At 46.1% G+C, this 22,859-nt stretch carries 21 protein-coding genes and 1 pseudogene; 2 read left to right on the forward strand and 20 right to left on the reverse strand.

Features of this window, described 5'->3' with window-relative positions; translation table 11 throughout:
* The 4 genes and pseudogenes from ACEQ1T_RS13145 to ACEQ1T_RS13160 form a co-directional block, all read right to left on the reverse strand.
* A pseudogene (locus tag ACEQ1T_RS13145) lies at positions 1-190 on the reverse strand (MFS transporter); the annotation flags it as partial.
* A 299-nt stretch (positions 191-489) separates the two neighbouring features.
* Positions 490-1,779: a C4-dicarboxylate transporter DctP gene (gene dctP, locus ACEQ1T_RS13150; protein WP_206841585.1), complete on the reverse strand. Its 1,290-nt coding sequence runs from the start codon at positions 1,777-1,779 to the stop codon at positions 490-492.
* Positions 1,780-1,903: 124 nt separating this feature from the next.
* A complete protein-coding gene (locus ACEQ1T_RS13155) occupies positions 1,904-2,590 on the reverse strand; it encodes a response regulator (RefSeq protein ID WP_370223273.1) in 687 nt (228 codons plus the stop codon).
* Entirely contained in the window at positions 2,580-4,172 is a 1,593-nt protein-coding gene (locus tag ACEQ1T_RS13160) for an ATP-binding protein (RefSeq protein ID WP_370223292.1), read from the reverse strand. The genes ACEQ1T_RS13155 and ACEQ1T_RS13160 overlap by 11 nt, the downstream gene beginning before the upstream one ends.
* Positions 4,173-4,261: 89 nt before the next feature.
* Between ACEQ1T_RS13160 and ACEQ1T_RS13165 the strand changes: the two genes are divergently transcribed.
* On the forward strand, positions 4,262-5,317 hold the full coding sequence (locus tag ACEQ1T_RS13165) for a TRAP transporter substrate-binding protein (RefSeq protein WP_370223274.1): 1,056 nt from the start codon (positions 4,262-4,264) through the stop codon (positions 5,315-5,317).
* A gap of 59 nt (positions 5,318-5,376) precedes the next feature.
* On the opposite strand, the gene ACEQ1T_RS13170 is transcribed toward ACEQ1T_RS13165, so the two are convergent.
* The 3 genes from ACEQ1T_RS13170 to ACEQ1T_RS13180 all read right to left on the reverse strand — a co-directional run bounded on the left by ACEQ1T_RS13170 (position 5,377) and on the right by ACEQ1T_RS13180 (position 8,987).
* Positions 5,377-6,570 carry a class I SAM-dependent rRNA methyltransferase gene (locus tag ACEQ1T_RS13170; RefSeq protein WP_206841550.1) on the reverse strand — a complete coding sequence of 398 codons (1,194 nt, stop codon included), beginning with the start codon at positions 6,568-6,570 and terminating at the stop codon, positions 5,377-5,379.
* A gap of 107 nt (positions 6,571-6,677) precedes the next feature.
* Positions 6,678-8,210 (reverse strand): acetyl-CoA hydrolase/transferase family protein, encoded by a 1,533-nt coding sequence (locus ACEQ1T_RS13175; RefSeq protein ID WP_370223275.1) that lies wholly within the window; start codon positions 8,208-8,210, stop codon positions 6,678-6,680.
* Positions 8,211-8,342: 132 nt separating this feature from the next.
* Positions 8,343-8,987 carry a LytTR family DNA-binding domain-containing protein gene (locus ACEQ1T_RS13180; protein WP_370223276.1) on the reverse strand — a complete coding sequence of 215 codons (645 nt, stop codon included), beginning with the start codon at positions 8,985-8,987 and terminating at the stop codon, positions 8,343-8,345.
* Positions 8,988-9,125: 138 nt separating this feature from the next.
* Between ACEQ1T_RS13180 and cbpA the strand changes: the two genes are divergently transcribed.
* Positions 9,126-9,770, forward strand: a complete 645-nt coding sequence (cbpA, locus tag ACEQ1T_RS13185; RefSeq protein WP_370223278.1) for a cyclic di-AMP binding protein CbpA — start codon at positions 9,126-9,128, stop codon at positions 9,768-9,770.
* Positions 9,771-9,901: 131 nt separating this feature from the next.
* Here cbpA and ACEQ1T_RS13190 read toward each other — a convergent pair whose 3' ends face one another.
* The 13 genes from ACEQ1T_RS13190 to ACEQ1T_RS13250 all read right to left on the reverse strand — a co-directional run.
* Complete coding sequence (locus ACEQ1T_RS13190) at positions 9,902-10,357, reverse strand: hypothetical protein (protein WP_206841538.1); 456 nt, start codon at positions 10,355-10,357, stop codon at positions 9,902-9,904.
* Between the two features lie 60 nt (positions 10,358-10,417).
* Positions 10,418-11,626 (reverse strand): L-2-hydroxyglutarate oxidase, encoded by a 1,209-nt coding sequence (gene lhgO / locus ACEQ1T_RS13195; RefSeq protein ID WP_370223279.1) that lies wholly within the window; start codon positions 11,624-11,626, stop codon positions 10,418-10,420.
* Positions 11,627-11,644: 18 nt separating this feature from the next.
* Positions 11,645-12,910: a (Fe-S)-binding protein gene (locus ACEQ1T_RS13200; protein ID WP_370223280.1), complete on the reverse strand. Its 1,266-nt coding sequence runs from the start codon at positions 12,908-12,910 to the stop codon at positions 11,645-11,647.
* Positions 12,903-14,318, reverse strand: coding sequence for an FAD-binding oxidoreductase (locus ACEQ1T_RS13205; protein WP_370223281.1), 1,416 nt, complete (start codon positions 14,316-14,318; stop codon positions 12,903-12,905). The genes ACEQ1T_RS13200 and ACEQ1T_RS13205 overlap by 8 nt, the downstream gene beginning before the upstream one ends.
* On the reverse strand, positions 14,315-15,034 hold the full coding sequence (locus ACEQ1T_RS13210) for a FadR/GntR family transcriptional regulator (protein WP_370223283.1): 720 nt from the start codon (positions 15,032-15,034) through the stop codon (positions 14,315-14,317). The genes ACEQ1T_RS13205 and ACEQ1T_RS13210 overlap by 4 nt, the downstream gene beginning before the upstream one ends.
* A gap of 13 nt (positions 15,035-15,047) precedes the next feature.
* Positions 15,048-17,012, reverse strand: a complete 1,965-nt coding sequence (locus tag ACEQ1T_RS13215) for a TRAP transporter permease (protein WP_370223284.1) — start codon at positions 17,010-17,012, stop codon at positions 15,048-15,050.
* Positions 17,013-17,025: 13 nt separating this feature from the next.
* A complete protein-coding gene (locus ACEQ1T_RS13220) occupies positions 17,026-18,042 on the reverse strand; it encodes a TAXI family TRAP transporter solute-binding subunit (RefSeq protein ID WP_370223285.1) in 1,017 nt (338 codons plus the stop codon).
* A 232-nt stretch (positions 18,043-18,274) separates the two neighbouring features.
* Complete coding sequence (locus ACEQ1T_RS13225) at positions 18,275-18,772, reverse strand: GNAT family N-acetyltransferase (protein WP_206841503.1); 498 nt, start codon at positions 18,770-18,772, stop codon at positions 18,275-18,277.
* An 18-nt stretch (positions 18,773-18,790) separates the two neighbouring features.
* Positions 18,791-20,074 carry a M20 family metallo-hydrolase gene (locus tag ACEQ1T_RS13230; RefSeq protein ID WP_370223287.1) on the reverse strand — a complete coding sequence of 428 codons (1,284 nt, stop codon included), beginning with the start codon at positions 20,072-20,074 and terminating at the stop codon, positions 18,791-18,793.
* Positions 20,075-20,306: 232 nt separating this feature from the next.
* Positions 20,307-20,759, reverse strand: a complete 453-nt coding sequence (locus tag ACEQ1T_RS13235) for a hypothetical protein (RefSeq protein ID WP_370223288.1) — start codon at positions 20,757-20,759, stop codon at positions 20,307-20,309.
* Positions 20,752-21,573, reverse strand: coding sequence for a DUF3100 domain-containing protein (locus ACEQ1T_RS13240; RefSeq protein WP_370223289.1), 822 nt, complete (start codon positions 21,571-21,573; stop codon positions 20,752-20,754). The genes ACEQ1T_RS13235 and ACEQ1T_RS13240 overlap by 8 nt, the downstream gene beginning before the upstream one ends.
* 26 nt (positions 21,574-21,599) lie before the next feature.
* Complete coding sequence (locus ACEQ1T_RS13245; RefSeq protein WP_370223290.1) at positions 21,600-22,460, reverse strand: NAD(P)-dependent oxidoreductase; 861 nt, start codon at positions 22,458-22,460, stop codon at positions 21,600-21,602.
* An 11-nt stretch (positions 22,461-22,471) separates the two neighbouring features.
* Positions 22,472-22,859: aldehyde dehydrogenase family protein (locus ACEQ1T_RS13250; protein WP_370223291.1), on the reverse strand; the 388-nt coding region annotated here is incomplete at its 5' end.

Raw genomic sequence — 22,859 nt, forward strand, 5'->3', positions numbered from 1 at the left:
GCTGTGAAATGGCAAAAACAATATAGCTGACGAAGGCAATGAAGGATATAACACTGCGATTCGCGGAAAACTCATGCTCCCATGGCGCCATGAACGCCCCGAACGACAAACGTACACCCTGTGCAGCCAGCAACGCCAAGAACGTCAATATTAAAATAATCCACGCATAATGAACCTTAAGGCGCTTCACGATGTGAACCTTCTTTCCGGTGACAGGCACCTATACCAGTTAGCTTAAGTGGTATAGGTGCCTGTCACTTTTTTAAGAATAATCATATCATAAATTTTTTATAACTTTCTAAATTTTGTCTATTTTTCGCGGTAATTCAACAATTTACTATTCAATCAAACGTTTGATTAAAAAGGTAGACAATCCTTCTTATACTTGATTTTTTCCCGGGAAATAGGTGCAGGAATTGTCGTCAGTTTAGGAAGGTTTTTCGACAATATGAATAAGGCCATTCCCTTGTTGGAAATGGCCTTTACCTTTTATACAGCCTGTTTTTGCTGCTCCTGCTTCATTAATTTCATTTCATTAATGGCTCTCTTAGACTTAGTTTCATCAAATTCATTTTCGCTCTTTGCTACAACCATCGTTGCGATACCGTTTCCGATCAGGTTCACGATCGCTCTTCCTTCACTCATGAAGCGGTCTACGCCAAGAAGAAGCGCCAATCCTTCAAGAGGAATAACCTGCAGGGCGGCAAGCGTCGATGCCAATACGATAAATCCGCTGCCTGTTACACCCGCGGCACCTTTTGAAGTCAGCATGAGTACTAATAAAATGGTAACCTGCTGGCCGATTGTCAGATCCACCCCGAATACCTGTGCAAGGAAGACAACCGCCATGGACAGATAGATGGATGTACCGTCCAGGTTAAAGGAATACCCAGTTGGAATGACCAGACCCACAACCGATTTGGAGCAGCCGATGCGCTCCATTTTATCCATCATTCTCGGAAGAACTGATTCTGATGAACTTGTGCCTAATACGATTAATATTTCATCTTTGATGAACTTCAGATAATTCCATAAGCTGAATCCGTACATTTTACAGATAATATTTAAAACAACAAAGATAAATAAGAACATCGTCACGTACACGGACATCATCAGTTTGCCAAGCGGAACAAGTGATGCCAGTCCGAAATGCCCGATTGTATAGGCCATGGCTCCAAATGCTCCAAGCGGGGCTGCCTTCATGACATAGCCGATGATTTTAAAGAAGACTAATGATAGCTTATCCAAAAATTCAATGACGATTTTGCCCTTTTCACCAAGAGCAGCCAAACCGACACCAAATAAAATAGAGAAGAATAATACCTGCAGGATATCCCCTTTTGCAAAGGCATCCACCATGTTGGAAGGAACAATATGTGTTACAAACTCAATCCAATTGATGCCCTCTCCCCCATTGGCTGTATACTGTGAAACATCTCCTTTTTCCAATTCATTAAAGTTCAGGCCTGCACCTGGTTTAATGACATTAACGACGATCAGACCGATCATTAAAGCAAGTGTTGTAACAACCTCAAAATAGATGAACGCTTTGCCGCCAACCTTGCCGACTTTTTTCATATCACCCATTTTGGCGATTCCAAGGACGATGGTCAGGAAAATAATCGGGGCGATGACCATTTTGACTGCGTTGATGAAGGTATCGCCGACCGGCTTCATCTCTTTTCCGACTTCCGGCCAAATTAGACCGACCATAACACCAATAAAAATAGCCGTTAACACCTGAAAGGTTAAATTTTTATAAATCCGCTGCTTTTTCACTTTTATCTCATCTCCTTTTTTTCTAACTATTCATTCTATTAGAAATGATAGCGTTTTCAGATAAAAGCGAGAAGTTTATGGTCATAACGGATGTTTTGTTCATTTTGGTCTCGGAATATGATAACTAAACTATGACATACCGATTGACAGGCCTGCCCACTCCTCCGTACTGCACATCCAGCCGGATCGTTCCGCTTTTTTCTAGGTAATCGAGATACCTGCGGGCGGTTACTCTGGCAATGCCGATGCCGTTGGCGACCTCTTCAGCAGATCGGGGTTCGGTTTGCTGCTGCATAAATGCGGTAATTTCATTCAAGGTGAATTCATTCAGCCCTTTTGGCAGATTGTTTGCTTCTTTCTTCGCCTGCCTGGCATAAATCAGGGCATCGAGCTGCTCCTGTGACAGCGTGCCTGATTCCTTCAGGCTCTCCCTGTAATGGCGGTATTTTTCAAGAGCCTGCTGGATCCTATTTAGCTTAAAGGGTTTGATAATATAATCCCTGGCACCGTTTTGAAGCATCAGCTTGATGGTTTCCTTATCCTTTGCAGCGGAAACGACAATGACATCAGATTCGAGGTGCTGCTTTCTGAATTCCTGCAGGGTTTGAATGCCATCTTTTTTCGGCATAAAAATATCTAAAATCACCAGATCAGGCTGCAGCTTTTTCGCAAGGCTGATGCCTTCCTCCCCATTTCCTGCTGCCGCGATGATCTTAAATCCTTCCACACTTGCAATGAATTCTTTATTCACTTCCTGGACCATTGGATCATCTTCAATCAGCAGCACACTGATTTCTTCTTTAACCGCCATCTGATTCTCCCTCCGCTTCCATCGGAAAAACAATTGTAAATGAAGTTCCTTCATCTCTGCTTGTTGAAACCTCGATCGCTCCTCCGCCTTTTTCCGTAATTTGTTTAACAAAGTAAAGCCCATAGCCTGTCCCGCCTGATTTATTGGCGGTAAATCCTTTTTCATACAACTTTGGCAAAATTGCTTCCTCTATCCCGCTGCCGTTATCCTCCACCAGCACCGCACAAATCTCCTCCGTCTGTTCAATGCTGATATCTATTTTTCGCTCTTCACGTTCACTATGCTCAAAAGCCCCGAAAGCATTCTCAATCAGATTGCCCAGCAGCAAAACAAAGTCATGGTTATCCAGGCGGTTAGGAAACTCCTCCAGATTGCTGTTTGGGTCGATGACTACTGTGATGCCCAATTCCTTGCCGCGCCGCACTTTGCTTAATAATAACCCTGCAATGGCATCGTTCCTGATTTTATCACTGAGAAAATTCGAGAGGTTTTCCTGCTCTTCAGACGCATCGAAGGTCAGCTTTAGTGCTTTGTCTGCTTTCCCGAGCTGGATCAATCCTGCAATGGTGTGAAGCTTGTTCATGTGCTCATGGTTCTGCACCCTCAGTGCCTCAACAAAGCTTTTTACACCTGTCAGCTCTTCGGCCAGCTTCGTCACTTCCGTGCGGTCCTGGAAAATAGCTACAGCTCCGATCATTTCATTGTCTTTCCAGATGGGAATTCTGGTGCTTAAAATGACCTTGCCGCTTACAATGATTTGTTCATTATAAACTGCACGGTTGCGCTCCACTATTTCAGGGAGCCTGGTGTCTTTTAAAACAGATCTGATTTTTTTGCCGGCGACATCGCCAGTTACGTTAAAAATTTTCTTTGCCTTTTCATTGAAAATCGTAATGTTTTCCTGGTTATCGATCGCGATTACGCCTTCATTGATCGAATGAAAGGTGGCTGTCCTTTCCTCCAGCATCCGTTTGATTTCATGGGGCTCCAGCTGGAACATCTGCTTTTTAATATGATTGGCAAGCATCAAAGAACCGATCAGTCCAAATATGAGCGTCAGCAGGACAATAATGCTGATTTCGTCGGCCAGATCAGCGATAATCTCCGTAAACGAAGGAATCTTATTGCCGACAACGACCACACCGATTTGATTGAGGCTTTCATCTTTAATCGGGATGAATGCGCGGATAAAGGTACCGACGTCTCCCTCTGCCTTGGAAAAATAAATATGCTCGGCAAAAGCCGGTTTCTCATCCTTACCTGCAGATGGCTGGCCGATCAGTTCCCTGACCGGATGGGAATAGCGGATACGCTCCATATTCATGATCACGATATAGTCTGTTTCATTAATGATCCTGATTTCCTCTGCTACTTTATTAACCGTCTTCCAGCCCTGCGGCTGCAGGATTCCTTTTTTCACATCTGACAGCTCTGCCACCGTTCTGGCTGTATTCATCGAGCGTATCCTCAGTTCTTTTTCTTCCTGCTCCTGGATGTTTGCAATAACCACCATTCCGCCAATCAATAAAGAAAAAATAACGACTGCATAAGACAGGATGGTAATCTTCCAGCGGATGGGCATCTGATTCACAAGGGACCCTCCCTTCTGTCTTTACGGATAGAATTCTTGTAAGTATGATAACATTAATAGTTTTAAAAAGGAGGATTCAAATGAAAAGCGCCGCAGGCTATATTCTCCTTGCCAGTATGGTATTGCTGCTGGCAGCCTTCTTTGGCTATCAAAGCTTTTTTCCGCGGGATGCGATTCCCTACGATGATGACCAGGAAGGGCTTAAGGATCAAATTGTCTTCAAGTTCAGCCATGTGGTGGCTGAAAATACTCCGAAGGGCCTTGCCGCCCAAAGGTTTGCAGAGCTCGTCGCCGAAAAGTCGAATGGTCATATTAAAATTGAAGTGTTTCCAAATGGCAGTCTCTATTCTGATATAGAAGAAATAAATGCTCTTAAAGAAGGCCAGGTTCACTTTATTGCCCCCTCCACTTCCAAGCTGGGCATGCTTTCACCGCAATGGGGAGTACTGGATCTGCCTTTTGCCTTCCCTACGCGTGAAGCTGCGCTTGAAGGATTGAACGGGGATATCGGCCAGCAGCTGCTGAGATCCCTGCAGGGCGACGGCATTAAAGGGCTTGCCCACTGGCCCAATGGATTTAAGCAGATTACTTCGAATCAGGGTCCTATCCAAAAACCAGAGGATCTGAAAGGGCAATCCTTCCGTATCATGCAAAGTGATGTGATATCGGCCCAATTCAGCCGCCTGAAGGCAAAGGCTATTCAGGATTCATTCAATTCCACTTACAAGCTTCTTGAAGAAGGCGATGTGGATGGAGAAGAAAATACCATTTCCAATATCTACTCAAAGAAATTTTATAACCTGCAAAAGCATATGACAATCAGCAATCATGGCTATCTTGGATATGCGGTGATGATGAGCGAGAATGTCTGGAATGAGCAGAGTGAGGAAACAAAGAAGATTCTGCTCGAGGCTTTGGATGAAACAACCGCTTGGAACAGCCGGATGGCTTTTGAAATGAACGAAGAACTGCTAGAAAAAATCAGACAGAATTCCTCCATTCAGATTCATGAGCTCACAGCTTTAGAAAAACAGGAATGGCAGGCTAAGCTGGATCCGGTCTATGAAGACTTTTCACAGGAAATCGGGAAGAATCTGGTGGAAGAGATGAAGGAACTGCGGGCTAAATATGAATAAAAAGGTGACAGGCACCTATACCAGTTGGCCGAAGTGGCATAGGTACCTGTCACCCATTTTTACAGCTTCTGTATGAATGCTACTTTAAGATAGTCTCCTTCTTTGAATTCCTTAATGGTGCGGAAGTCTTCAGGAAGGGTGAATTCCTCAAGGATTTTGTAGCGGTCCCCTGTTTGTGCGAACGCTTTTTTGATAAAGTCTTTAAATTTTTTCATGTTGAATGTGCTGCAGTTTGATGATGCCACAATGATTCCGTTTTTTTCTGTGATCTGAATGGCCTGGGCGAGCAGATCCGGGTAATCTTTTCTGGCGCTGAATGTATGCTTTTTGGAACGGGCAAAGCTTGGAGGGTCCAGGATGACCATATCAAATTTCAGCTTCTTCCGAACAGCGTATTTGAAGTAGTTGAACACATCTTCCACAATGATATCCTGAGCCTCAAAATCAATGCCATTTACGCTGAACATTTCGATGGTTTTGCTTTTGCTGCGGTTGGCAAGGTCGACACTGGTTGTTTTCACTGCTCCCCCTAATGCGGCAGCCGCTGAAAAAGCGCCCGTATAGGAGAACGTGTTCAGGACCGTTTTTCCTTCCGCATACTTGTCCCTGATTGTCTTCCGGACATGCCTCTGGTCAAGGAATACCCCTACCATAGCGCCATCATTCAAATAAATGGGAAAGCTGATACCATTCTCCTTCACCATCAGCGGAAAAGATGCCCGTTCTCCTGCTGCAAAATCATCATCCTCTATATAAGTGCCTTTTACAGCAAACCGCTTCTTTTCATACAGGCCCTTAACATCAGCATTGTTCATCAATGCCTGAATCACCGCGTTCCTGAAGGTATAAATTCCCTGACTGTACCAGCTGATCACGTAAAAACCATCGTAATAATCAATCGTGATGCCCCCGATTCCATCTCCTTCTCCATTGAAAACCCGAAAAGCGGTTGTTTCAGGATCACGGAGTAGAGCTTCCCGCCTTTTTAAAGCTTCTTTAAATTTCGTCGCAAAAAAAGCTTCATTGAAGATTTCCTGAGAATTACGCGAAAGAATCCAGCCTCTGCCTTTATTCTGCTTTCCATAATACCCTTTACCGATAAACTGCCCGCTCTCATCAGTCAGTACAATGATTGCACCCTCTTCGATCCCCTTCGGAATCCGCTGCACCGATTCCTCTGTTACCAGCGGATAGCCATCCTTAAAACCATTCTTATATTTAGAAGCCGCAACTAATTTGATAGCTTTACTCATAATTCCACCCAATCATTTTGTTTAGTATAGCTATCATTGTAACATTAAAAGTGCCAGGCACCTATACCAGTTGGATGAAGTGGTATAGGTGCCTGGCACCATAAGTTTTAACAGAAATTCCACTGCAGAGCTGCTGCCGCAGTTTCTTTCAGCATGGTACCATTATTGGAGAAGTCTGTATGCCAGGAGAGGGCTTTTTCCAGTACGTGCGGAGTCTGGCCGCCTCTTGTGAGGGCTTCCCGGTAATATTCGCGAAGCTGGTCACGGTACAGCGGGTGTGCACAATTTTCGATGATCCGTTCGACGCGCTGTCTTGGAGCCAGCCCGCGCAGGTCTGCATAGCCCTGTTCTGTCACAATGACATCGACATCATGCTCGGTGTGGTCGACATGGGAGACGAATGGGACGATGCTTGAAATCTTGCCGTCTTTGGCAATGGACTTCGTCACGAAGATCGCCAGGCGAGCATTTCTGGCAAAATCGCCAGAACCGCCGATCCCGTTCATCATTTTCGTTCCAAGGACATGGGTGGAGTTCACATTTCCATAGATATCAAGCTCCAAGGCTGTATTAATCGAAATCAGGCCAAGGCGGCGGATGATTTCAGGGTGGTTGGAAATCTCCTGCGGACGCATGATTAAACGGTCCCTGTACCGGTCAAAATTCGTGAAAACCTCTTTCATTTTTTCATCTGATAGAGTGATAGAACAGCAGGATGCAAAGTTCACCTTTCCGGCATCCATCAAATCAAATACCGCATCCTGCAGCACTTCTGAATAGACTTCCAGATTCTCAAACTCAGAATCAAGCATCCCATGAAGCACAGCATTTGCCACCGAACCAATGCCCGACTGCAGCGGTGCAAGGCTCTTTGTCAGCCTGCCTGCTGCAATTTCCCCGCGTAGAAACTGAAGCAGATGCTGTGCCATAATGGCGGTGTCTTCATCCGGCGGCACGATTGTCGAAGGAGAGTCCTGCTGATTCGTGAATACGATGCCCTTCACCTTATCCAAATCCACCTTAATTCCAGGAGTGCCTATACGGTCGTCGGCTTTCGTCAGCGGAATCGGATTCCGTTCCCCTTGTCTGCCAGGTTCATATAAATCATGCAAACCTTCCAGCTGTGTGGATTGGGCAAGATTGATTTCGATAATAATGTGTTTGGCATTCTCTGCGAAAGACAGCGAGTTTCCGATTGAAGTAGACGGAATGATCAGCCCATCCTCCGTAATAGAAACCGCTTCCAAAATAGCGAAATCAATAGGATCCATGACATTGGCGCGTACAAGCTCTGCCGTATGTGACAAATGCTGATCGACAAATAAGAAATCCCCCTGGTTAATCCCTTTCCTCATGGTCGGATCGGCCTGAAATGGCAGCCTTTTCCCCAAAATTCCCGCTTCCGCAAAAAGCTTGTCCACATCAGATCCCAAAGAAGCACCAGTATACACATTCACTTTAAAACTCTCATGCCTGGCACGGTCAGCCAGTGCAAATGGTACCGCTTTCACATCACCCGCACGTGTAAAGCCGCTTAGCCCCAGAGTCATGCCGTCCTGAATCCAGGAGGCTGCCTCTTCAGGTGTAACTACCCGGTCATGCAGGCGGCTGTCGCGAATCCGTTCTAAATTTTTCTCCATATTGCTCATCCCCTCCATTATGATATATAAAATCATTTTACCCGGATAAAGAGGGAGCCAGGACTTTTCCGATCATATTACGGAAAATTCCGATAAAACAGCAAATTACAAAGCTGAAACAGAAAGAATTTTCTAAAAACCGAGCAATTTGCGGAAATAGCTGGAGTAAGACTGGCTGACAGGCACCCGGTCCCCATTTTTCATGACGAGGAGAAAGGTGGAATGCGTGTCAGGAAAGATTTCCTTGATATGATTGACATTTACAATGAATGAGCGGTGGCAACGGATAAAACTGTCCTTCGGCAGCGAATACTCAAAATCCTGAAGCGAGTATTTATGGGTGCCTGAATGGCCGTCAGTATGTACTAAGGTCTTCTTATCCTTTGCCTCAAGGCAGACAACCTCGGAAAAAGGAATTGGAATCCAGCCATCATTCGTTTTCATTGTCACAACCGATTTGCCGTCCGTCAAAGCCGGAAAAATGGCGGTTACGCAGCCTTCAAGCTTTCCTTCATGCAAAAATGGCACGGCCATGCCGTGATATGGAACACCAAATACATCGCGGTCAATAAACTCCGACACTCTTTGCTGTGTCCCTAAAGCCTTATAGGCGATCGTTCCTTCTTTTACCATGTCACCCGGCCTGATCTTTAAATCGATGCGCTTGCTCGGCCGGTAATAGATATATTCACTCGTATTGGAAACCGCTATGGATATTTCATCGGAAAACAGCTCTCCAATCACATCCAGCAGCGATACAATTGTAATCCTTTCCAAGTTATCTCAGCACCTTTCATGATGATGGCTTTTTCTTATTTTACAAGTTTTCGCAGGGGGATTCACTTAATTTCTTATCATTGCCGAAAAGGCACCGGCATAGAATAGAGAAGGTTAGGGGTAAAGGAGGATGCTGGTATGCTGATTCGACATCAGATGGTGGAGAAAAAAGATGTTCGGTTTTGTGATGAAACCTTTAATTTGGAACAGGCGCTGCAGTTTTTAAATGAAACTGGTTACCGCTGTGTCCCTATTCTGGATGCCACACATACAAAGTTTGCCGGTAACATCTATAAGGTTGATATTTTAGAATATAAGGAAAATCATTCTATGGATGAACCGATTACGGTTCTGGCTAAAGATCAGCAAACCGTAATTGATGAGGATGACTCTTTTATGAAAGCCTTTTTCACTCTGAAGAGATATCCTTATCTGCCGGTTGAAAATGACCATGGGCAGTTTGTCGGATTGCTGACACATGCGGCCGTACTGGAACTGCTGGAGGAAGCGTGGGGACTGAACCGAGGAAGCTATACGCTGACTGTAGGAAGCTATGGCACTCAGGGAACACTGAAAAAGATAAGCAGCATTATCAGTAAGTATAGCGATATCCAGGGAGTCATCTCCTTGGACTCATCCAGCTTTCATGTCAGCCTGATTCGCCGTATTCTTTTTACATTGCCGAAGGATACAACAGAGGAAATCCTGGATAAAATTAAGAAAGAACTGGACGCAAATGGCTTTCGGGTGATTGGAGTCGAGTGCCATAATGGTGAGTGTTAACGAGAAAAGTGTAAGCGCCTGACCTCACCCCGACACCTCGAGGGGGTAGGCTGCTAGCACTAGACTTTTTTTAACGTTCATAATTTCTTCTTTAACGAGAAAAGCCGTTCCTTGATGGAATGGCTTTTTACTTACCGGTTATTCCGATGGAAGAATTCCTGATATCCATAAATAATCCATGCGTAGGTGGTGAAGAACAGGAAAATATAGATGGGCTTAAATTTAACTAGCTTATATAAGTTAAATTTTTCATACAAATAATTAAGCGGATAGGCGAATAGAAAGTCCATGATAGCGTTGACAGCCAGATAACGCTTAAAGTTTCCAAAGGTAAAATGAAAGATCCATAAGGTACCTATAAAAAACGGGCCAAGTATGAAGGTTAAATCATTGAGCAATTTCTTGAAGTGTCCGCCCTCTACTGTCCACCATTTAAAAGGAATGGCCAGGATGCTCATAATGAACACTAAAATTCCAGCAAAAACCGAGACGGTGGAAAATTTATTGAATGACTTTTTAGGCAAAAAAAATATGGTCAGCCAAGGAATGACCAAATGAAGCAGCCTGATCGCTGTAGTTGCTTTCATGTAAAAATCCCCTTTCTTCCATATTATGGTTCAGGGGATTTTGAATTATTCTCCAATTGTTTAAACAGCTGATTCCATCTTAAACATTCCATCCATCTTCCTGACGATTTCTTTCCCAATTTCAATGGATGCCGTCGCGGCCGGAGATGGTGCATTTAAAACATGAATGGAGCGTTTGCTCGGCACAATGAAAAAGTCATCGACTAATGAGCCATCGTCCTTCAAGGCTTGCGCTCTGACACCGGCCGGACCTGGAACAATATCATCCTTCTGGATGTCCGGCATAAGCTTCTGAACATTTTTCATGAAGAGCTCCTTGGATGCTGAGCGGATCATCTCTTCCACTCCCTCTTTCATATATTTCTTTGCGAGCTTCCAAAATCCTTTATAGGCGACAACCTCCATAAGGTCTGCCACATTCAGGTCTGTTTTCTTATAGCCCTCCCGCTTAAAGCTTAGAACGGCATTTGGGCCAACATCAATGGCTCCGTTAATCATGCGGGTAAAATGGACCCCAAGGAACGGGAAATTGGGATTTGGCACAGGGTAGATAAGATTTTTGACGAGGCTGCTTTTCTCCGGTTTGAGCATATAATACTCTCCCCTGAATGGCACAATCTTGACATCCGTTTTCAATCCGGCAAGCTTGGCGATCCGGTCTGACTGCAGGCCGCCGCAGTTTACATAGTAAGCTCCCCTTACCTCTCCCCTGCTGGTCTGGACAACCACTTCCTGAGCCGTTTCGTCAATGGCTGATACTTTATGATTCAGCAGGATGTCCCCGCCTTTTGCTGTAATGATTTCAGCCATTTTTTCCGAAACCTGCTTATAGTTGACAATGCCAGCCATTGGCACATGGATGGCCTTTTTTCCGTTCACATGCGGCTCGATTTCATGGAGCTCAGCCTGGTCAATCATGCGGATGCCAAGGCCGTTGTCCAACCCGCGCTGATATAAATTGTCTATGAGCGGCAGCTCGAAATCTTCGCTTGCAACAATGACTTTTCCGCAGATATCCACTTCAATGCCATGCTTACGGCAAAAATCTGTCATGGACTCACTGCCTTTTTTGGCAAGCCTGGCTTTATAGCTGCCAGGTTTATAGTAAATTCCTGAATGGATGACACCGCTGTTATGGCCCGTCTGGTGGGCCGCTACATGGCTTTCCTTTTCCAGGATGGCCACTTTTGCTGAAGGAAACCGGCTCAGCAGCTCCATTCCTGTTGACAGGCCAACAATGCCCCCGCCAATAATGATGTAATCATACATGATCCTCCACCCTTTCTCTTATTTATGATCAATCCCGCAGGCTTCTGCCAGTAATTCAATAATATGGACAACACGGACCTTGTCTTCAAGCCCTTCGCGTTTAACCCCGAGGCCCATCTGCAAATGGCATCCAGGGTTGGACGTGACGATGATGTCCGGCGAGATCTTTTGGACATGTTCCATTTTGGCATCAAGGATTTCCATGGATTCTTCGTAGTGGACAATATTATAAATCCCCGCCGATCCGCAGCACATATCCCCTTTCGGAAGCGGAACATATGTAATGCCTGGTATGCTTTCGAGGAGCTGAACGGGATCGTCCGCCACCTTCTGCACATTTAACAGATGGCAGGATGGCTGATAGATCACAGCACCTGAGAGTTCCCGGCTGAAACTGATTCCGAGTTTGTTCAGTATTACACTTACATCCTTATTCTTTTGTGCGAACACCTTGGCACGCTCTGCCCATTCCGGATCATTTGAGAGAAGGTGATCATATTCAACGAGCATCGAACCGCAGCCGCCAATCGCATTAACCACATAATCAAAGTTCCCTTTTTCAAAAGCCGCAATATTTTCCCTCGCCAGTTTCCTGGATGTTCCCGTATCTCCGCTATGGTTCTGCAGCGCGCCGCAGCAGGTCTGTTCCTTGATCACAGTGACTTCACAGCCAGCATGCCTCAGCAGCTTGATGCTGAGGTCATTGATCTTGGCAAAAAACACATCCATAATGCACCCTGTAAAAAAAGCGACGCGGGCTTTCGGCTGGCGCTCTGGCAGTAGGATGCCTGTTCTCAGGTGTTTATTTGGCATTTCCACAGCCGGAGCGATCTCTTCAAAAGCCCGAAGCTGTTCGGGAAGAATGCTGAGCAACTTGCTTTTGCGGGCAACCGAATCCATTCCTGTTTTTTGATAGGCCCGAAGTGAAGCTCTCATGGCTGCCAGCAGTTTTTTATTCGGCAAAGCCTTCTGCAGAGCCATGTTCTCCACGAATGGAGCTGGTGCTTCGACAGCTTTTACTTGCTTAAATGACTCGAGGATTTTTCCATATTGAACATTGGTTGGACATGCCGTCTCACAGGCGCGGCAGCCAAGGCAGAGCTCCATCGATTCTGTAATTTCACCGATGGTTATTTTCCCTTCCGCCGCCATTTGCACAAGATTGATCCGTCCCCGTGGAGAATGCCTTTCTTTCCCCATGCTGGCATATGTGGGGCAGGCCGGAAGACAATAGCCGCATTGGACACAGTCAAACGTTTCTTTATAGGCTAGCTGGCTAGTCATGGACTAACACCAGCCTCTGCCCTTTTGTCTCGGGAAAAATCTTGCCTGGATTCATAATGTTGTTCGGGTCCCACACTGTTTTCATTCGTTTCATCATGTCCAGCCCTGCTTCCCCCAGCTCCATCTCCATAAATGGCGCTTTCATGGTCCCAATGCCATGCTCCCCTGAGAGGGTTCCTCCCAATTCTATCGCTGCTGTAAAAATCTCCTCTACCGCTTTTTCCACCCGCTTCATTTCTTCTTTATCCTGCTTATCAGTTATGATATTCGGATGCAGATTTCCATCACCTGCATGACCGAATACGACTAAGTCGATTTCATATTTTGCCTTGATTTCCTGAAGCCTTCTGAACATCTCAGGAATCTTGCTTCTTGGAATTGTGGCATCTTCGGAAATTTTCGTCGGCTTTTTCCTCACGATGGCTGGCGAAACGAGCTTCCTCGCTTTCCATAGGTTCCCGGCAGATTCTTCATCCCTTGCAATGATAGCTTCCCTTGCACCAACTTCCAGACATACCTGCTTCACCTGCTCGCTTTCATCCCTGATGGCGATTGGATGGCCATCAAGTTCAATCAGGATAATGGCATCTACATCTACCGGGAGACCGATCGGCTGAAACTCTTCAACCGCCTGGATCGAAGCCTGGTCCATAATTTCCATTTTCGAAGGCAGGATGCCAGATGTGAGCACTGCCGATATCGCTTTTCCGGCATCAATAATATCATCAAATATGACCATGATCGTCTGGGTGGCCTGCGGTCTTGGAATCAGCTGAAGGGTGGCCTCTGTGATGATGCCCAGCGTCCCCTCCGATCCAACAATCAGCTTCGTCAGGTCATAGCCTGTGACGTTTTTGACCGTCCGTCCGCCTGTCCGGATGATATTCCCTTCCGGAGTGACGATCTCGAGGCCCAAGACATAATCCTTTGTTACCCCGTACTTTAATCCGCGGGGCCCCCCTGCATTCTCGGCAAGGTTCCCTCCGATTGTGGATACATGGGAACTGCTTGGATCCGGGGGATACATCAGCCCATGCCGCTGTGCTTCACGGTCAATTTCAGCTGTAATGACACCTGGAGATACAATCGCAACAGTATCTTCCGGGTCGATGATCAGCTTCTGGGTCCATCTGGAAAAATCAAGGACCATCCCGCCGTGGACAGGGAGCGGGCCTCCGCTCAGACTCGTTCCCCTGCCTCTTGGATAGACTGGTATTTTCATGTCATTGGCGAGCTTTACAATACCTGCCACTTCCTCAGTCGAAACTGGCTGCAGGATGATCTCCGGAATATAGGCTCCAAATGAGCCATCGTATGAATATGAGACCAGGTCTGCTTTTTCAAGCAGAATGCGCTTTTCTGATCCCATAATGCTTTTAAGCCGATCAACAATCTGTTCGGTGATCACAACGGCACCTTCTTTCCTTCCCCTTCGTTCACCTTTAATTTCTTTGTCACATTCTCAAGATGCACCCGCATCGCCCTTGCCGCTCTTTCTTCATCCTGTTCTTTAATAGCTGTATAAATGCACATATGCTCCTGAAAAACCTGTTCGCGCTTTGCTGGAAGACCCACATTCTTCTTAAGGGAAAAGGCTATTGCTTTTCGGTACAGATCATCGATATTTTCCATTACCTGTATCATGAAGCGATTTTTCGTTGCAGCAATCAGGTGTTTATGAAAATTAACGTCTGCCTGATCGCCTACCGCTTCGGGGTTCGTCAGCGTGACTTCAAATTGATCGAGCGCTTCCTTCATTTTTTCCAGGTCGGCCTCATCACGACGCAAGGCAGCAATCGCTGCTGCCTGTGTCTCCATAACCATCCGCATTTCCAATAGCTCAAAAACCTGTTCCACAGGAATATATTCAATCGCTAAGGAACCAAGCATGTCTGCCATATTAACCTCTTTGACGAAGCTTCTGCCTCCTTGCCTGGATTCAATAATCCCGCTGGCAGATAATACGCTCAATGCTTCTCGAACAGGCGCACGGCTGACGCCAAACTGTTTGGCCAGTTCATTTTCGGATGGCATCGGCTCATTTGGCGTGAACTTGCCGTCCTTTATCATGTTCTTCAGCTGGTCCAGCACCTGGGCCGAGATTTTTTTCCGTTCGATTTTCATGGATGTTAACTCCTTATATGGTGATTTCGACTGAACTGCTTTTCTTAACTCTGATGATATGGAAGAGAATCGCAAACACACAAAGCCCGAGTCCGGCAATATCCGTGATCATGCCTGGCTTTATCAGCATTAATGCCCCTGCAAACATTAGGACTCTTTCAACAATCGTCAGCTTGGCATTCAGGTAGTTGCCAAGTGAACTTGCCAGGGCGTAAATGCCCAGCGTGCTTGTGATGACCACAAGTACTACTGATAAAATGGATATCGTTTCTCCCTCTGCTGCCTGAAGCAGAATGATAGGATTATAGGCAATCATGAATGGGATGATAAAGCCCGGAAGTGAGATTCTAAGCGCTTCCCATGATGTCTGCATCGCATTGGCGCCTGCCAGTCCTGCGGCCGTATAAGATGCCAGTGCCACTGGCGGTGTAATATTGGACAATGCACCAAACCAGAACACAAAGAAGTGTGCCGCGATCGGGTTAACGCCCGCTTCCACAAGTGCAGGAGCTGCCGTAACCGCAACGACAATGTAAAGAGCTGTGGATGGAAGCCCCATGCTTAAAACGATGCAAGTGAGCATGACGACGATTAAAATCAGCCAAAGCTGGCCGCCCGTTAATTCGACAATATTATAAGCTAATGTAGATCCAATTCCCGTCATGGTGACAACGCAGATGATGATTCCGATTGCTGCGCAGGCAATCCCGACTTGAATTGTCCCTCTTCCGCCTTCAATGAAAGCTTCAATAGTTTTAGAGATCGTGATTCTTGAAGATTTATCCTTTGCCAGCCAGCTCGCCACAATGACTGCACCGATTCCGGCAAATCCGGCAAATAAAGCTGTCTTTCCCATTAATAGCGTGGTGATGACAACGATGATCGGAATAAGCAGGACACCGCGTTCCTTCAGGATTTGGACGACATCCGGGATATTTTCTTTGCTGATGCCTTTCAGGCCTTGCTTTTTCGCTTCAATATCAATAGCAAAAATCAATGCGATATAGTAGAGAAAGCTTGGTATGATCGCTGCCAGGATGACCGTTGTATAAGAGATTCCAAGGAACCCGGCCATGATGAAGGCCGCAGCGCCCATAATCGGCGGCATGATCATTCCGCCTGTTGAAGCAGCAGCTTCTACAGCACCGGCAAACTTTGGCTTAAGTCCAATGGATTTCATCAATGGAATCGTAAAAGCTCCTGTTGTCGCAACATTGGCAACCGCACTTCCGCTCAAAGATCCTGTCAGTGCGCTGGAGATGACCGCTACTTGGGCAGGGCCTCCACGCTTTCTGCCTGCAATGGCCAAAGCCAGATCATTGAAAAGCTGGGTGGCACCGCTGACAGACAGGAAGGCACCAAAGAGGACGAACATGACGATGAACGTGGAAGCAGTCGAAAGCGTTAATCCCAGCACGCCCTCAGTCGTCATATAAAGACGGTATAGAAGGCGTTCTAGTGAAAAGCCGGCATGTCCGAAAATCCACGGGAAGTATGTGCCAAACAGGGCATATACAATAGCGCCTCCACACAGGATCGGGATAAATATCCCAACCGCCCGTCTCGAAGCTTCAAGGAGGACGATGATCGTAATGGCACCGAAGACATAGTCAATCATAATCGGCTGGGAGCCCCGGTCCACATGAATCGTTGTGTAATTAAGGAGCAGGTATCCAAGACCTGCAATGGCAAGTGCCGCAAATATATAATCAGAGGCTGTAAACCTTTTTTGATTGGAAGACTTTCCGGCAGGATAATAGAAAAAAGTCATAACCAAAAGGATGCCCAGGAAAATCAGGTTTCTATAAATCTCCTGAATATTGGATAACCCATTCGAATAAATGGCAAAAACAGAAAACAATACAGCGATGATGGCAGCCGCTTTTTTATATGGCCCCTCCAGCAGACGCATGCCGCCGCCTGCTTCTTTATCCAGATCGGCTGGCTGTACAATAGGTTCGCTTGTTGATTTTGTCATTATTTTCCCTCCTTTATTTCGCTTCCGGCGGAATTAGATTTTCAGGTATATCAAGACCTGCTTCTTTAAAATATCTGTAGGCTCCGGCATGCAATGGAACAGATACTCCATCAAGGGCCGTTTCCAATGTCATTTCCTTGGCAGAGCTATGAACCTCATACATTTCATCCAGATTTTCATAGAGTGTTTTGGTTAAAATATAGATGGTTTCCTCGTCCATTTCTTTTGTTGTGGATAATAGGTTCGGCTGGGCAATGGTGTTGATATCTTCGTCAATGCGAGGATAGGTCCCTCCAGGAATCACATAACGGTACCAGCTGTCAGATACTGCATTAATGGCATCCAGCTGCTCATCAGTTACTTCCAAAATCGATGCTTTGACATTACTTGCATACATATCCGTTACAGCGGAAATCGGGATTCCTGCCGGAAGCGAGCCTCCATCCAATCTCCCGTCACGCATCGCGGAAACCGTGTCACTATAGCCAAGATACTCTGGTGAAATATCTTTTTTCGTAAGTTCAAGGCCATCCATCATCACGACAGTGGATTGCTCCGTACCGCTTGCCTGCGGCCCAACAGAAAATTGCGTTCCTTTAATATCGTCGATAGTTCCGCTTTTGATCTTGCTCTTCATCAGCACAAAATGCTCCACATTTGGCCAGAGCATGGAGATTGTGCGCAGGTCCTCATAGCGCTTTCCTTCAAAGGAGCCATCTCCTGCATAAGCCTGAGACGAAATTAACCCCTGAAGAATGGCAAGCTGTGCTTCCCCTTCACGAAGCAGTTCAATATTCTCAATGGATCCGGCTGAAGATTGGCCGCTCGCCTGGATTTTCTCACCCTTTAAATGGCTGCTCCATACATTGGCCATTCCAACCCCAATCGGGTAATATGTACCTCCTGTTGAAGCGGTGGCAACAGATACAAACTTTTTATCCTTGTTCTCGGCCGCTGTCCGCACACCAACAATGGCAATAAAAATAAGTGTCAGAACCGATATGATAATCTTCCACTTTTTCTGAATCATAAAATCCTCCCTTTCCATTAAGTATGTAAGCGCTTTTTCTAACTTGTATTACAAGTATACAAGATTACAGGATTTGAATTCAATTAAAATTCAGACTTTTTGTTTTATTCCGGAAAATAAAATGGGCTCATCCTTTGATATTTCTATGTTTTCAAATGTAAAAACAGGAGATTTTACCTGGAGATAAAACATAAGAAAGGCCATTTTCTCTGTGCAGAAAATGGCCTTTCTTTTATAACAGCTTACCCATATAGTATTCATCGGCAAATTCGCCGTTTATCAGTAGCGAATGTTTTTTCGTGCCTTCAATCTGGAATCCCGTCTTTTTGTAAAGGGCGACACCTGCCTCATTACGGATAACAACTGTAAGTTCCAGCCTGTGGATATCGTGTTTACGCGCCCAGCGGTCAAGCTCTTCAAAAAGCTTGGTGCCGATCCCCTGGCCTCTGTGTTCGCTGAGGATGCCTGCAACGAGATAGGCTGAGTGCTTATTTCTCCTTGCCGCACCGCCAATGGCCATTACAAAGCCGATCAATCGGTTCTCTTTTTCCGCTGCGATGATGGTGGAATGATCTTCTTTTTGAATGGCTTCAATTCTTTTTCTTTGTGCCTCGGCTGACGTCTTTCTTTCACCTGGCTCGAAAAGCATGTAGTCTGATTCGTTTTCTGTTTGTGTGATCAGGTTGGCCATTGCCTGGGCGTCTGCTGGTTTTATGTGGCGGATGATCATGAGGATTTCTCCTTTTTACTATTTTTTCATAAGCCCTTCAACAAAATCCTTCAAAACGTGCACACCATATACACAGTCATTTAATGACGTCCATTCCCGCGGATTATGGCTGATGCCATCCCTGCTGCGGACGAACAGCATGGCGGCCGGCACTTCGGTTCCGACGATCATGGTGTCATGCCCGGCTCCGCTTGGGATGTAAACAGGATTAATATTGAACTTCTCAAGGGATTCTGCAATACCAGCCTGCAGGCTTTCATTAATTGGCAGAGGTTTGATTTTGGCATTCAGCTTCATTTGCACACCGATACTTCGCTCCTCTGCTATTTTCACCGCTTCATTCTTAATTTGATCAAGCAGCTGATCCCGGGTTCCTTCAAAAATATCCCTGATATCAACGGTTAATATTACTTTCTGGGCAATGACATTGAAGCCATTTGGATGCACGTTCAGCTTTCCGACAGTGGCAACAGCTGTATCACTGACCTGCTTTGGAAAATTCTCAATGGCAGCTACAAACAATGAGGCAGCCACCAGCGGATCTTTTCGTCCAGCCATCGGCGTATTTCCTGCATGTCCAGCTTCTCCTGTAAAGGTAACCTCCAGCGAGGCTGGCCCAGCAATGCCTTTTACCACTCCAACTGGCTGATTCTCTCTCTCCAGCACCTTCCCCTGCTCGATATGGACTTCCACAAAGGTTTCGATTTCACGCCTGTTTTCTCCTGCCTTTAAGCACTCTTCCGCACTGCTGCCATATTCGGTCAGCACTTCCCGAAACGACTTGCCATTTTCATCCTGCAGGCTATCCATTTCCTCCGGCCTCAGCTGATCCATAAATGCCCGGCTGCCTGTTAAGCTGCTCTTGAATCTCGAACCCTCTTCATCTGAAAAAATCACAATCTCATACGGCTTCTCCGGTATGTAACCAGTTTCTTTCCATGACTCTGCAACTTCCAATGCTGAGAGAACCCCTAACGGTCCATCGAAGTGCCCCCCATTTGGAACACTGTCTACATGGGAACCGGAAGCGATTGAAGGTCCTTCTGTTTTGCCTTCCAATCTGCCGAATACATTTCCTGCTCCATCTTCAGTCACAGTAAGACCAGCGTTTTTCATCCACTTGATTACTAGCTCTTTCGCTTTCTTCTCTTCAGCAGAATAGCCTGGGCGGGTCACCCCTCCGCTTTCCATGAGGCCTATCCTTGAAAGCTCATCAAGTCTTGAGGCCAATCTTTCTCCGTTTACACCCGAATGAGTAAGTTCTTGGTCATAATTTTTTAATAACTGTTCATAAAGGTTCATGGGTTTCACTCTTTCTAATTTTGTTGAGATACTATTGACACTGTGAGATTACTGGAATGTTGATTCTGCGCGAAGTGACCGATATATCAAAAAAGTAACCGATAAATTATTAATCTGGCCGATAAACCTGTAAAAGAGGCCGATATCTTTAGAAACAGTGCCAAAATAATGACTTTATGCCTGATTCAGAGCAAAAAGCCCGGCAGATATCCACCTGCCAGGCCGCAAATCATTAAATAATCCCCTGCATTCGCAGAATAATCTCGGCAATTACTGCAGATCCGATGAAGGTTCCGAAGAACACGAAGACTGCGACAATAATGCTTCTCCAGCCCAGCTTGGAAAAGTCAGCCCAGTTCTTTCCGATCGAGATCCCTGCATAAGCCAGAATTGGCGTAGCAAGAGCCAGGATATTGACCTGAGTTGTCCACTCGACAACATATTCAGATCCCGGTACTCCCGGAATGGAAACGATGATTCCGATAATCCCGATATATCCGACGCTCGGGATATTGCCTGGCAGCACTTTTTCAAGAATCAGACCCAGCACACTGATGACAATTAAAACTAGCATGCCCGGAATGGCTGCAGACGGCAGGATATCGTAGCCTACCCAGTTGCCGATCAGCGCTGAAAGACCAAAAATCGCCAATATTAAAAACCATTCAGTGATATTTTTAAACATGGATATCTCCCCCTTTGTCCGCAGCCTTTTTCTCTTTGCGTTTCATCATGATGCTGTACAGCTTTTCAGTAAGAGGCAATCCAATAAAAATACTGGCATACAGACCCGTTGAAAGTGAAAGCAGGTTGCTGGCGCCTGCGAAGGCAACAATCTGTGCCTCCATTTCAGGAAAGGCAGCGACAAGCGATCCGCTGGCGGCCGCCATCATGCTCCCGCTTCCCACCCCCGACGCCATCGCGAACGACAGCGGATGGAGCGGCGTAATCGTGGCCAGGAATCCGGAAATCAATCCAAGGAAGGCAGCACCAAATACAGTACCGAAAATATAAATAGCCATTACTCCTCTGCCTTCTGGCGAATCAAATCCGTATTTATTCATAATCAGCCCGACGTTCGGCTCCCGGCCAATCGAGTGGGTCATGCCAATAGCTTCTCTTTTAAAGCCAAGAAAAATGGCTACTGGCAGTGCAAATAAAATCGTTCCCAGGTTACCAAGTTCCTGCAGCAATAATGATGGCCCCGCCGCAATGATTGCCTCGATTTGCGGCCCGATCGTTACCCCAATTTTCGCAATTAAAAGAGTAACTCCCAGCACGATGAGGGGCTCTGCATTTTTAGCCTGTTTTTCTCTAATAAGCGGAGTGAAGTAAAGTCCCAGTCCCAGGAAAAAAGCATAGAGCATAGGCAGCAGAAGAATAACCCCTGCTCCTACTTTAAAGCTGATCTGCCCAATCGCTTCGGTAGCCGCAACCAGAACCAGCACAACGGCATGCAAGCGCCAATCTTTTAAAATTTCTGTCTTTTCATTTTTCATGTTTTCCCCCCTAGATTAAAAGATTACTAGATAGATCCGCACACTGCGGAAGAATCAAGCTTGCCCTTCCCTTGCTCCATCGCCTTTTCATAGATATCGCATACCAGCTGACCCAAAGGAGAATCTTCACTATAAAATTCGGCTGTTTCTTTGTATAAGTGAATATCCTTATTCATGTGCTCCAGGCTGAACAGCACATTCCCGTATGTATGCTGAAGGATATTCTCACCGAATACGGTAAGGACGCGATTATGTGCAGACCCGCTTTGAATGACTTCCGCCAGCTGATTCCGGCTGACACCGGCTTTCTCCCCAACTGCAAGGACCTCCCCCAGGCCTGCAGTCGTTAAAGCCACAAGCATATTGTGGCACAGCTTTGCCACCTGTCCTGATCCTGAAGGACCCAGCAGAAAAATATTTTTTCCAACGCTCTCCAGGACCGGGCGAATGTCCGGCAAGTATTTATCGTCTCCCCCAACCATTATAGTCAGCGTACCGGCATCAGCACCCTGCGGTCCCCCGCTCAGCGGACAGTCATAAAAATGGGTGCCTTGCTCCTTTGCAGCCTGATTTAACTCCTGGGCTGTTTTTGGGTCAATGGTGCTCATATCCAGAATGAAACTGTGAGGCTTTAAAGCGGAAAAGACTCCACTTTCACCCATCATAACATCTTTTACAATACCTGGTCCAGGCAATGAAGAAATTACTAGATCCGCCTGTCTTGCTGCCTCGAATGGAGAAGGCTGGGGAATAGCCCCCAGCTCCCCGCATTTTGCGAGTGCCTCCTGACTTGGGTCATAAGCATACACCTGATCTCCGTTTTTGATTAAATTTTTCACAATGCCTTTTCCCATAGCCCCGCAGCCAATCACGCCTATGTTTTTCATCCTCTCCCTCCTCAAGGTTTTATATAAACTGTTTTTGTATCCAGCCAGAAATCCAATGCCGTGCTGCCCTGTTCACGCGGTCCGATGCTGGATGTCTTTTTGCCGCCAAATGGAAGCTGGTTTTCATAATGGTTGGATGGGATATTCACGTGCGTGACGCCTGTTTCAATTTTCCGGACAAAATCGAATGCTTTTTGAAGGTCATTCGTAAAAATGGCAGATGACAGGCCAAAGTCCGTATCATTTGCAAGCTCAATTGCCTCGTCATAAGAATTTACTTCCATCACAGCCACAACCGGCCCGAAAATCTCTTCCTGGGCGATTGTAAAATCCTTCGTCACTTTACTGAAAACAGTTGGAGCGACGAAATAGCCATTCGCCATATCGCCATCTGTCAGC

This window comes from Cytobacillus sp., from assembly GCF_964223445.1.
Classification (GTDB): Bacteria; Bacillota; Bacilli; order Bacillales; family Cytobacillaceae; genus Cytobacillus.